Origin of the sequence: Lysinibacillus sp. 38-6 (genome assembly GCF_046245175.1) — a bacterium.
Lineage (GTDB): Bacteria > Bacillota > Bacilli > Bacillales_A > Planococcaceae > Lysinibacillus.
This window is the reverse complement of sequence record NZ_CP176417.1, coordinates 436843-449642: the sequence shown is the minus strand read 5'-3', so window position 1 is coordinate 449642 and position 12800 is coordinate 436843. Positions and strand designations below refer to the sequence as shown.

Here is a 12800-nt window from a genome sequence, read left to right as displayed (position 1 = left end):
TTTTTACTTCCTCCTACTTAAAGACTCCTTTATATTGGATGTATGCTTTATTAGCATACAAATGATGACAATTAACATTGGTATGTATAGCAGAAACTGTTCTGATCGTATCATGGCTAAAATGTAAAACATAAAGCCACCGAGCATACCCAGTGTCAAACTTCTTGTCATAAGAAGGACGATGGCTGTACCGACTATCATCATGGAAAATAAAGCAGGCGATAACGTAAGTCCTACGCCAATAAACGTTGCCACACCTTTCCCACCACGAAATTTCAGCCATATGGGATACATATGTCCGAGAATGGCACAACAGCCACCGACAATGATTGCCCATTGTTCCATATGCCAAAAACTTCCTAATAATACAACGAGAACACCTTTTAAGGAATCCCCTAAAAACGTCCACATAAACGCAGCCTTACCTATGACACTGCCTGCATTGCGGGCACCTAAGTTTTTACTTCGTTCCTGCTGTAAATTAACACCATATACTTTTCCAACGAAAAAAGCCGTCAAAAAGTTTCCAATACAGTAACTAACGAGCCAATACAACCAAGTCATGTTCCCCCACCTTTTCAAAGCGATTATTGTAAAAGAAGCTGTATAAGCAATCACGCCTATACAGCTTCTTGTCGTTATATTCTTTGTGCGATGGCTTGTGCAATACACTCACCATGGAAGCGTCCATTTTCAATAAAAATTTCATTGGCATTGTTTCCAGCTGCGATAACGCCAGCAATAAATAGCCCCGCTACATTCGTTTCCATTGTTTCAGGATGACAATATGGTCGACCTGATTCGTCGTCAATTGTCACACCCATCGCTCGAATAAATGAATGATCTGGATGATAGCCCGTCATAGCAAAAACAAAGTCATTTTTTATTACTTCTTCGCGACCGTCAATATTCACTACTACTTCATGCTCTCGAATTTCCTTTACAGTTGTTTTAAAATGCATTGTGACTTCTCCGTTTCGCACAAGCCCGTCAAATTCAGGTAACACCCATGGCTTAACACTTGGAGAATATTCACTACCTCGATAAACAACTGTGACACGTGCGCCAGCCTTGTTTAACTCTAACGCTGCATCGACGGCTGAATTTTTCCCACCGATCACAAGGACATCCGTATCAAAAAATTCATGCCCTTCTTTAAAGTAATGGTACACTTTCGGTAATGACTCACCCGGGATATCCATATAGTTGGGATGATCATAATAGCCTGTTGCAATGACTACATAGGGCGTTTCATAAACATCTTTATCTGTCGTTACCGTAAATTTTTCGCCATTTTTCCTAACACTACCGACTTTTTCAAAACGATTTACTTGAATATCTTTCAAGCGCACCACTTCACGATAATAAACAAGTGCTTGATTGCGCTTTGGTTTGCGCCCCTCAATAATGAATGGCACATCACCAATCGCTAAACGCTCACTCGTACTAAAAAAAGTTTGATGTGTCGGGTAATTGTAAATGGCATTAACGATATTCCCTTTTTCAATAACGATTGGTCGTAAACCAATATTTTGTAATGATATTGCTGCGGCTAAACCACATGGGCCTCCTCCAACAATAATTGCATCAACTTGCTGCATTGTTTGACACTCCTATCAATTCACATCCGCGCATTTAACACAGATGCTACGCTTTCCATGCAAACTATACTTCCAATGGATAGCTCAGTTGCATTTTAAAAAACTTTCGTTTCCATTATACGCCTTCTAAACATTTTTGGTTGTTTATTTACCCGAAATTTCAATGTCAATAATATGGCATTCAGGTTTTGCGCCTAAACGCAATGGCAATAATGTTGTGCCATAGCCGTTACTGACAAGTGTCATTACACCATCGCGTTCACGATAAGAACCGAGCGGATGAACACCGTATGGACCTACTCTTATTTGACCACCGTGCAAATGGCCGCCAATCATTAAATCCGCTCTAAATTTTGCACGAACGCGCGCAAACACACCGGGATTATGTGAAATAAAAATGACAAAATCTTCCTCGGCTACTTTTTCAAAAGCCGCATCAAAGCTATATTTCATCGTCGACGTATCTTCAATCGCATTTAGCCAAATACGATTCTTTTGTGGCAACAGGACGGCATCATTCGCGATGATTGTAACCCCATGTTGTTGTAAAATATCGCGAAGTCTCTCCTCTCCTACTTCTCTATCATTATTTCCCCAGACAAAATAAGTAGGACCTAGCGGCGTTAATAAATCAAGATTGTCATGAATCCGTTGGATCGGGGTGCGCCCATCTGCAAAATCGCCACCGATAATAACCGCATCAAATGTGCCTGTTAATTTTGCAATCATTTGGCGATTGATTTTTCGTAAATGCGTATCTGAAATAAAAAATAGTCGAATCTGTTCTTGCTCACCTTTCAGTGCTAATTGATGATGCCTCACATTATTTTCGTGTGCAACCTTCCACATATAGAGTAGGAAGGCGATAACTATTAATAATAATAGTCCAATATATAGCATACCCTCACTTCTCCTTACGACAGCAAAAAGGCGATTCATTTTGCTATAGAATCGCCTTTTCACTCATCAGACGTTTGCCTCAACCTTACTTTGGTGTTGACGTTTGTCCTATATTTTATACTAGAAAAACAGCATTGCCAAAGAATGACACCATTTTTTCTATGGTAGTTTAATGACTTGCCCAACAAATACCGTATCATTCGGCATGCCATTGGCCGCTCGAATTTTTGCTAACGTTGCTTCACTACCATCACCGTAGTACTTTAATGCAATACGATATAAATTTTCATTTGATTTGACTGTATGTGTTTTGGCATTAGCGGCGTTTTGCTTCGCTTGTTCAGCTTTGCGTGCTTCTTCAGCCTTTTTAGCTTCTTCTGCTTTTTTCGCTGCCTCTGCCTGTTGCTGAGCTACTTTCGCTTCTTGCGCTTTTTTCGCCTCTTCAGCCTTCTTCGCTTCTTCAGCAGCCTTTTGTTGAGCTGCTAACTTTTCAGCATCTTTTTGTGCCTGTTCTTTCGCTTGTTCATTTGCTTTTTCATCTTTGTCTTTGTCAGATGATGTGGATGCTTCCGCTTTACTGCCAGTCTTATCAAATTCTACAACAGAATTTTTCATTGTATCCTTTTCAGCTTCTTCAATCGTTTTACCAGGATCATAGAATTGCACAAAATAAATTAATATCGTTAATGGAATTAAGATAAAGGTAACAAAAAGAATCGTCATTAAAGGAAATTTACGCTGTTTTGACTTTTTCGGTTTTTTGTTATTGCTTCCATTTTTATTCATTCTAGAAACTCTAGATAGATTTAGCTGTTCTTGTTGTTCTTCTTCAAATGACTGACGATGTTCTTCGATTTTATCACGATAGTCTTCTTTACTCATTCGACTTTCCTCCAACCTTGCTACGCATTCTTCTATCATTCTATTATGACGAATTTTGCGAAAAAAGTAAATGACCGTAAGTTTTCGTCTAATCGCTTCGTAAAAGCTGGTTTAATCGACTTTGCCATGCAACCATTTCTACCTTTTTCACTTCTTGAGCGCGTACTATATTGATTTCATCATAATCGATTCCACAATTTTCACAACAGTTTTCAGGTTTTTTCTGCAATTTTTGCCCAAAATACCCGACAAGCTGTTCGCGAATACAGCCTTTGGTCTGAGTAATTTTTAACATTTCATCAACTGCTTGATATTTTTCAAGTGCAAAATAATTAAGACGCGCTTTTACTTGTTCTATAGACTCTTGATGGTACCAGTAATCCAGCACTCGAAAGGCCGTTTCACTTAGCTCACCATTTTTTAACATTTGCACAGGCTCCACATGCTGCAATAGAAGCTCTTGATAGCGATCGACATGACTTACTGACGGCAAATCCCCTGTTACAACAAATTTCGCAGACTCCTCGTCACCATCACTATAAAGTAAGATCGCTAGCGCTGGCTCGCCATCACGACCGGCGCGGCCAATTTCTTGCATATAATTGGCGACATTGGCTGGCATTGTTTCATGAATGACTTGGCGGATATTGGCTTTATTGATGCCCATACCAAAAGCATTGGTTGCCACTATCCAATCTAACTCTCCATCAATGAATTGCTGCTGAATAAATTGACGATCATCTGCACTATAACCAGCATGATAAGCGGCAGCTCGTATACCCGCTTGGATAAAGGTTTCACCATATTGCTCTGCACGCTTGCGAGATGACATATATAAAATACCCGGTCCAGCTGTTTTTTTCACATGGTCTACGATCCATCTTGCTTTATCTGCCCGATCCTCGAATACGACACGCCCAAGGTGAATATTAGGACGATCGACATTATACATAAATTCAAATGGTGCGTTCAGCGAAAGCGTCGCATGAATATCCTTAACAACTTTTTGCGTTGCAGTAGCTGACAACGCTAAGACGGGTGGACGATTGTTTTGCAAAAACCAGTCGCCTATACGCAAATAATCTGGACGGAAATCGAATCCCCACTGCGAAATACAATGTGCTTCATCCACCACAATTAGACCAAGTGCCATGTTCGCCAGCTTTTCCTGCACCTGTTGTTGCAACAGCATTTCGGGTGACGTAAAAATAAAACGATATTGTTCGAGATAATGGAGTGCATAACGTTTTTCATATGCTGTTAAAAATGAGTTTAATGCTACGACTCTTTTTTCCCCTAGTCGTTTTAGTTGTTCTACCTGATCTTGCATTAAAGAAAGTAATGGCGACACGATCAAGACGGGCTTTTGCAAGATATAGGCTGGCAATTGATAGCACAGCGATTTACCCATACCTGTTGGCAGTAATGCAATGACATCTTGCCCTTTAAGAACGGCTTCAATTACCTCTTTTTGACCTGGTCGAAATGTTGTATAGCCAAAATGCTTGGCTAATGTTTGCTCTAGTTCCATCTAAACTTCTCCTTTCGCGAGGACAAGTCTGAGCTGGAAATAACTTAATTCATTTACCACATCATGCAATGCCTTTAATTTTTTCGTTTGGTATTGCTTGGATGCCTGCCAAACTTTTTCCGCTTCTTCATATGAGACGAATGGACCAATCGAAAAGTTCGGTTCATTCATCGCTAATTCAACTAAATGGTCTTCAATCGTACTTTGTTTCAATTTTCTTATTTGCACAATTTGCTCAACAGAATAGCCTTGTTCATATAAATAGGCAGTTTGCTGGGCAGAATCGGTCAGCAAAGCTTTTACACGAAGTTCAGTAGCTATTTTGCTAAGTAACGGATAGTCCTCTGTTGCATGTACTTCATTCAATAGTGTATGTAGCAATTCAATAAATGCTAATTGACTATCTAGCACCGTTTCCTTGCGTTCACTAGAAAGCTGCTGCCATGTCCAACCTGGTAAACTATGGCCACTCAAACGATATAGGAAGAGTTGTTTATTGGCATCTGTTACTGGTAAAGCAGTTAATACACGCAGACATTCATCATATAATTGTTGTTGCAATTGCCCTGTCTGATACTGCTGATCTTGTAAAAAAGCACGTACCCATGACTGAACTTGTACATCTTTACTAATCGGTGAAAATGAGCGAATTCCCTCTTTATGATATGACAAACTTTGAACGATTAAAGACAGTCGAGCGAAAAAGATATGCTCGTTTCCGCGATAATGCCAGCCATCAAATAAAAAAGTAGCTGTTTGCTCTGCTCGTTGCAAACCTAGCTTTTTCATGGAATAGTGACCTGATTCCTGCATATTTAACCAACTATATTGCAAAAAGGTAGATACCGCATCGTCAAATGTCGCGCGTGGCAGTTTTGGCAGTAATCCAAAATAGTTATGTAACTGAAATAGTCCAACATCTTGAATTGTCTGGCCTGAACGCTTGCCTCTAAGGATATGATAGGCTGCTGAAACAGTTCGTTCATTATTTAGTTTTTGAAAGATTTGCAATAAAATTTGATAAAACATTGAAGCAAATTCCTCCAATTTAATAGTATTAGGTTGAAATGTCAGTTAAACATCTTTAAAATGAGTATGAAGCTTTGTAGGACCATCGTAAAAGGAGAGAAAGAAATGGCTAAATACACAATTGTTGATAAAGATACATGCATCGCTTGTGGCGCATGCGGAGCCGCAGCACCCGATATTTATGATTATGATGATGAAGGCATTGCCTTCGTTATTTTAGATGATAACATGGGAACTGCTGAAGTTCCAGAAGATCTACTAGAAGACATGCAAGACGCTTTTGAAGGTTGCCCAACTGATTCAATCAAAGTGGCTGAAGAACCTTTTGATGGCGATTCTTTAAAATTTGAATAGTAACATACCATTACTACATAAAGGCATCCTTCATTAGGATGCCTTTTTGCATGCGATTGGTAGCTACAAAATGGTATGCTCTTTTCATCTTATTATTGCAAGCACAATTTATCTATGATAAGATTTTAGTAGTTGGTACTAATAACAGATATTATTTCGTAAAGGGGTACTTATAAAAATGATGGATAATTTATTACAATTAAAAGATAAAAACATTGTCGTAATGGGTGTTGCAAACGACCGCAGTATTGCTTGGGGGATTGCTAAACGTTTATTTGATGTAGGCGCTAATGTCATTTTCACCTATCGCCAAGAGCGTTCATTAAAAAAATTACAAAAGCAACTTGAAAACTATGGCCAAGCGGATGCACTTGTTGTCCAATGCGATGTTAACAGTGATGAAAGCACAAAAGCTGCTTTTGATACTATTGGAGCAAAAGTTGGCGTTATCCACGGTATCGTACACTCAGTAGCATTTGCCAATGCTGAAGATTTACACAATCGCTTTTTAGAAACAACGCGTGATGGTTATGCGTTTGCGCAAGATACGAGCGCTTATTCTTTAATTTCAACTGCCAAAGCAGCACATCCATACATGACAGAAGGCGGCTCTATTGTCACAATGAGTTACTTAGGGGCAGAACGTGTACTTGATGGCTACAACGTAATGGGGGTTGCCAAAGCTGCATTAGAAGCTTCAATGCGCTACCTTGCTGCTGATATTGGTCAAGACAATATCCGTGTCAATGCTATTTCTGCTGGTGCTATTCGTACACTAGCAGCGAAAGGTGTTCCTTCATTTAATACGATTTTACACAAAATCGAAGAAACAGCACCATTAAAACGTAATGTGCAACAAGATGAAGTTGCCGATATGACTATCGTTATGCTATCTCACCTATCACGTGGTGTAACAGGCGAAACAATTTACATTGACGCCGGCTACAACATTATGGGTTAATAGTTTAAAAGAGAGAAAGTGTTAGATTGACTACCATCAATCTAACACTTTTTTTTATTATAGTGGTACTTCCCGCTGACACACCGTAAGCCACGACCCTCTGCTTGCGCGCGCCGATTCCCTCGTCTACGTTTTGTGCGTTGTGAGTAGGAATCGACCTTTTGTATTAATCTTTTTGAATGGGATATCCTTCTCTACACTCAAACACCGATTTTCCGCATAGCCCCCATCAGCTTATCTATTTTGACATCTAGATTTGTGTCAGTAAATCGGTTAAAGTGAAAGTCATTGACAATTTCCCCATCACACATAAATAATACGCGATCTGTTCTAGCTGCAATCTTCGGATCATGCGTAACAAGTAGCACCGCTGTTCCTTGTGCATTAATATCAGCGATAATATCCATAATATCTTGGGCTGATTTAGAGTTAAGTGCACCAGTCGGCTCATCACCAAAAAGTATTGGCGGATTGCTTATCAGTGCACGACAAATGCCTGCCCGTTGCAGCTGTCCACCTGAAACTTGCGTGATATCTCGCCTTTCCAGTTCACTAATACCAACCTTTTTCATCAGTGCGCGCGCCTTTTTCTTTATATTGTCCACGCTTGTTCTGTTATTTCGCATCGAAGGAAGAATGATATTATCCAATATATTTAAATTTTTCAGCAAAGTTGGTTGTTGAAAAATAAATCCCATCTTTGTTCGCCGTAATTCTGCAAGTGCTTGTTCACTCAGTGCGGATAGGTCCATTCCATCAAAAGACACTGTGCCAGCATCTATACTATCCATTCCACTTAGTGCATACATAAGGGTCGATTTCCCTGAACCTGATGGACCCATAATTGCAACGAATTCCCCCTCGTTAATTTCCACTGACACATCTTTCAATACTGTGTGCTTTTCCTGACCTTCACCGAAAGCTTTACAAATATGGTCTCCGATAATTATTTTCTTCATAAGCTACTCCTTTATATTGTCGGATATTTTTATTTTCCCGGCACCCGAAGTACTAAGTATTGTTGCTAGCAGCACCGTGCATGCCAGTAGTAGCGGACAAAGCAAGTACGCCGCCATCGGATTTACCGAAAATGTAAACGACGAAGCGCCAAAAGATGAAATAACCGCCCCTGCCAGTAATCCACCAAGTGTGTTCGCGAGAAGTGTACCAATCACAATGCCGATGATTAAAACGAATAAAGAGCGCGCGGCATACTGAACCGTAATATCCGCATTTGTAAATCCTAATGCTTTCATCACAGCAATAGCATATCTATCTTTTGCAACTAACATTTGCATAAACAACATCGTTACCAATACAGCGATAAACAGTGCAACAGCAATGGCGGTACGGGAAGCCTTGCCCACGGCATCTATTGTTGAGCCAAATGTTTGGATAACATAATCGTGAATGGCTGAAACTTTGGCATAGGGAAAATCACTCGCATACGCTGCCATTCTATCTTTTATCAATGCTTTATCGGAAAATTCCAGGCAAAACACGCTCCACATAATAGTTGCAGAATGGTCGGTAAACATAGCCTTTGCGGTTTTTCCGCCGTTTGTAATATCCGAATAGATGCCGCTAATCTTAAAATTCCGCTCCTTCCCTGCCATAATCAGTGTCATGCTATCGCCTATTTTTTTATTTAGCTCATCGGCATTTAACGCTGATAGCGCTATTTCATGTTGTGCAGTGGGCGCTCGACCAGTTGAATATTCTATTGGAAATATCGAATGGTCACCCAGTTCAATTTTTATATTTTGCTCTGTGCCATCTTCCATTTTCGCTTTAAATGTTTTCGTCGTAAGAACGGTATACTTTGCAATGCTGCTGTCATGGTGTATGGCATCTAAAATCTGTTCCGTTTTATTTGCTATATTTTCGGTCTGCTGCACGTCAATACGCAAATCATAATTGCCAATGCCCATATACTTGATGAAGTTATTGGAGGAAATCGTGTTGTAAAGGTTAAGTGGTACAATGATAATAAACGCCGCCGTAACTAGTACCGTTAGCATAGTGGCGTAAAGTTTTTTTCTTGCTAATACATCTTTAATACCTAGATAAATATTCGTATGAAACAAACGGTTACTGCTCAAGCGAAACTTCTTTGTCTTACTCTTTTGTTCCTGGGCTGTACCAAAGCGAATGGCTTCAGCAGCGGAAATTTTTCGGAAGCGTTTCAACACACCGTTTACATACGTCAGCATGACTAAAAATACGAATACAATGCCGAAAATTCCGAACAGCAATGCAAGAAAAGAATCCCCGCTTTCCCCCATATAAAGTCTTATATTTTCAAGAAGCAGCCCTTTCAACAATAAGGAAAATATAAAACCGATCATACTACCTATCGCGGCAATGGCTGCGTATTTTGCAAGATATATTTTCTTTATATCTGCAACAGGTAAGCCGATTGCCTTCATAACGCCAATTTCTCGATAGTCTTCTTCGATTTTTGCAAGCAGTGTAAAACGTATACACATAAAGGCAATGACAACAACTAAAAGACTAACAACCAGTATAATGGCAATCATCAAACCATCAGTCAGCGCATTGAGCATTTTAAACAGTGGATACGTAATCGTTGGCCCATTTGCTTCAAGTCCTGCCGTCGCATAAGCCGTTTCAAATGCGCTAAGCGACGATAAATCTTTTAATCTGAATTCAATTAAATATTCCATCCGTCCTGTGCTTTGAATTGCTGCGTAATCATTTTTACTAATAAGAAATCGCTTTGATGAAGACAGCATGGAATTCATTTGTGAATCTCGTAAAAACCCTGCAACAGTGAAGTTTTTTCCACTGATCGTTGCTTTGTCACCGACTTTAATATCGTTTTCCTTCATATAACGTAAAGGAACATAAAGCTCGCCATCTACAGCATGGATAATATTGCCGTCAAGATCTAAAAGATAATCGAATTTTTCACTTTGAATACTAAAGCCATTATCTTGCACATTACTGACAAATGAACGATTATTTATCGTTATTTGTGCACCGTCAATATTAAGAAACTCAAGCACTTGATAATCTTCGACATTCCCATTTTGGGTAGCAAAATCTCTCAGTCTTGTCGTATCAATATCCCCTATATGCATCTGCATAAAATGAGGCGTTTTCGCCTGTTTCATAAGTGTGTCTAGCGCGCTAGAAAGATTGACAACGAGTATAGCTGATAGCGCTACAAGCATCGCCGCTACCGCCACAAATATCATTGTTGTCAGCGAAATCAGTTTGCTTTTGGCAATATCATTACGAATCATTTTGTAATACATATGTCACCTCTATGATTAAGCATTTAATTTTGTACAACAATTCTCTTCCATTACTTTTTCCAATACATGCTAATAGAAGCTTGTTTCGCAGCATGCTGACTTAAGAAACAGGCGTTCTCTGACACCAATACCTAAACTTGAATATTCCTATTCATGCGCAAACATCCTCATCATATGCTGAAGACTTCCACGTTCAACACCTAACAATCGTTCGACATTAAAAATTAAAGCTTGCACTCGACTTGCAAACTGTTCATTCGTTAAACTGACCATTGCATCATCAAAAACCGTATTGGTATAGGCAACAATCATTTCCATACATTCATACGGATACGGTGTATGAAATAATTGTTGCTCAATACCTTCACAAATAATTTCCGATAGTATTGGTGGCACCTCGTTGACGATAACTTTTTGTATTTTCTGGTGCATAAGAGCGTTTTGTGGCTTATGCATATGCTCTATTACTTCTTTACCGCTATCATTACTAATATTCAATGCCATGACCACACCGATAATACGTTCGTAGACCGCTCTATTCTTATCATTGGCGATTTCCTTAGCCGCGCTTAAAATTCGCTCCGTATAACGTTCAATTAAGGCGTCCATAATATCCTCTTTCGATTTAAAATGATAATAGAGTGTCCCTCGTGCAATCCCAACTTTTTGAAGAATATCATTTGTACTCGTACCATCAAAACCTTGTTGACCGAAAAGCTCATCAGCTGCATCCAGTATTTCGTTTCGACGTTCTTCCGCTTCTTTTCTCATGTGGACCTCCTTACTGACCGACTGTCTGTCTGTATATAAACAGTTTATGGTATCTTATTCCATTTTGTCAATATATAGTGATAAAGAAAAAGTGTTAGATGCACTAAGTCAATCTAACACTTTTTCTTTATTGAAAGCAGGAGTCACTACGTGCGCTTAAATCTGCACTATCCTCCTAATGACTGGTCATTAACCGTTGTTTAGCAATGATGCCCTTTAACACAAAAGTTAGCACACAAGCTGTGACTAGAAAGACCGTAATCATAGCAATCACGCCTATCCAGCCAAAGTGCATCCAAAATACGCCTCCGGCAGTTCCCCCGACACTAGAACCAAAATAATAGAAAAATAAATACAAAGAGGATGCTTGTGCTTTATCATGCGTGGCACGCTTGCTTACCCAGCCACTGGCGATTGAATGGGCTGCAAAGAAGCCAAATGTGAAAACCGTAATACCTACTATTTTTAATAACAGTAGACTTTGTAATGTCATAAGGGCCCCTGCTAGCATAATCGCAATCGCTATAATCAACATCTTTTGGCGGCCAAAACGATCAGCCAAACTGCCAAACCAAGCGGAACTAAACGTCCCAACTAAATAAATGACAAAGATCCAGCCGACAATTGTAGCACTTAAATTGTATGGTGGTGCCATTAATTTAAAGCCTATATAGTTGTACAGTGTCACGAAGCTGGCCATTAACACAAAGCTAATGCCAAATAAGCAAAGCATCGAAGGGTCCTTTAAATGCTGAATAAGTGATTGAGTTAATGGTTTTAGTTGTAACGGTCGTGCTGTAAAATGCTTAGAATTCGGTAACATCCAAATAAATAACAGACTAATAATTAAACTAATGATACCAAGAACAATCATACCAACTTGCCAATTATACAGGTCGGTGAATGTACCAATTATTACACGGCCACTAAGCCCTCCGACAGAATTGCCACTTATATAAAGGCCCATCGCAATCCCTAAACTTGATGGCTCCATTTCCTCTCCTAAATAAGCCATGGCAATTGCGGGTAAACCTGCAAACACAATCCCTTGAATAACGCGCAATACTAATATCGTTTCAAAGTTCGGTGAAAAAGCAAGTGCGAGCGTTAAAACAGATGCTGCAAATATCGATATCGTCATTAACGACTTTCTGCCCCACGCTTCTGACAATGATCCAACAATAATCATACTAATCGACAGTGCCAAAGTAGTAACTGATAATGACAAACTAGCAACTGCTGGCGAGACATGAAACTCTTGTGCAAATGTCGGTAACAATGGCTGCGATACATACAAGTTCGCAAACGTTATAAAGCCTGCTAAAAATAATGCCCAATTTGCTTTGTTGAACGCCTTTGTTCCTTTCTGAATATAGTCCATTTCTATCTCCCTCCATTTACAAGACACTTCTATCTATTATTCTAATACAACATTCTTTAAAAAACACTGACAGTTCGACAAATTTTGGACAAACTATACGCATTTTTTT

General features: G+C 39.5%; 12 protein-coding genes. 2 read left to right on the top strand and 10 right to left on the bottom strand.

Annotated features, from left to right (window positions below; genetic code table 11):
* Positions 1-3 precede the first annotated feature (3 nt).
* The 6 genes from ACKVEV_RS02380 to ACKVEV_RS02355 form a co-directional block, all read right to left on the bottom strand.
* Positions 4-564: a glycerol-3-phosphate acyltransferase gene (locus tag ACKVEV_RS02380; protein WP_409368798.1), complete on the bottom strand. Its 561-nt coding sequence runs from the start codon at positions 562-564 to the stop codon at positions 4-6.
* 74 nt (positions 565-638) lie between these two features.
* Positions 639-1601, bottom strand: coding sequence for a YpdA family putative bacillithiol disulfide reductase (locus ACKVEV_RS02375; RefSeq protein WP_409368797.1), 963 nt, complete (start codon positions 1599-1601; stop codon positions 639-641).
* 144 nt (positions 1602-1745) lie between these two features.
* A complete protein-coding gene (locus ACKVEV_RS02370; protein ID WP_409368796.1) occupies positions 1746-2501 on the bottom strand; it encodes a metallophosphoesterase in 756 nt (251 codons plus the stop codon).
* Between the two features lie 159 nt (positions 2502-2660).
* Positions 2661-3383: a LysM peptidoglycan-binding domain-containing protein gene (locus ACKVEV_RS02365; RefSeq protein WP_409368795.1), complete on the bottom strand. Its 723-nt coding sequence runs from the start codon at positions 3381-3383 to the stop codon at positions 2661-2663.
* A gap of 88 nt (positions 3384-3471) precedes the next feature.
* Positions 3472-4914 carry a RecQ family ATP-dependent DNA helicase gene (locus ACKVEV_RS02360; protein WP_409368794.1) on the bottom strand — a complete coding sequence of 481 codons (1443 nt, stop codon included), beginning with the start codon at positions 4912-4914 and terminating at the stop codon, positions 3472-3474.
* On the bottom strand, positions 4915-5943 hold the full coding sequence (locus ACKVEV_RS02355) for a helix-turn-helix domain-containing protein (protein WP_409368793.1): 1029 nt from the start codon (positions 5941-5943) through the stop codon (positions 4915-4917).
* Positions 5944-6048: 105 nt separating this feature from the next.
* On the opposite strand from ACKVEV_RS02355, the gene ACKVEV_RS02350 reads away from it, so the two are divergent.
* Together ACKVEV_RS02350 and ACKVEV_RS02345 are read left to right on the top strand one after the other, a co-directional pair.
* Positions 6049-6297 (top strand): ferredoxin, encoded by a 249-nt coding sequence (locus ACKVEV_RS02350; RefSeq protein ID WP_173478432.1) that lies wholly within the window; start codon positions 6049-6051, stop codon positions 6295-6297.
* 178 nt (positions 6298-6475) lie between these two features.
* A complete protein-coding gene (locus ACKVEV_RS02345; RefSeq protein WP_409368792.1) occupies positions 6476-7258 on the top strand; it encodes an enoyl-ACP reductase in 783 nt (260 codons plus the stop codon).
* Between the two features lie 200 nt (positions 7259-7458).
* Here the strand turns inward: ACKVEV_RS02345 and ACKVEV_RS02340 are convergent, their stop codons facing one another.
* The 4 genes from ACKVEV_RS02340 to ACKVEV_RS02325 form a co-directional block, all read right to left on the bottom strand.
* Positions 7459-8217 carry an ABC transporter ATP-binding protein gene (locus ACKVEV_RS02340; RefSeq protein ID WP_409368791.1) on the bottom strand — a complete coding sequence of 253 codons (759 nt, stop codon included), beginning with the start codon at positions 8215-8217 and terminating at the stop codon, positions 7459-7461.
* A gap of 3 nt (positions 8218-8220) precedes the next feature.
* Positions 8221-10539 carry an FtsX-like permease family protein gene (locus ACKVEV_RS02335; RefSeq protein ID WP_409368790.1) on the bottom strand — a complete coding sequence of 773 codons (2319 nt, stop codon included), beginning with the start codon at positions 10537-10539 and terminating at the stop codon, positions 8221-8223.
* A gap of 147 nt (positions 10540-10686) precedes the next feature.
* Positions 10687-11310: a TetR/AcrR family transcriptional regulator gene (locus ACKVEV_RS02330; RefSeq protein ID WP_409368789.1), complete on the bottom strand. Its 624-nt coding sequence runs from the start codon at positions 11308-11310 to the stop codon at positions 10687-10689.
* A 175-nt stretch (positions 11311-11485) separates the two neighbouring features.
* A complete protein-coding gene (locus ACKVEV_RS02325; protein WP_409368788.1) occupies positions 11486-12691 on the bottom strand; it encodes an MFS transporter in 1206 nt (401 codons plus the stop codon).
* Positions 12692-12800 lie beyond the last annotated feature (109 nt).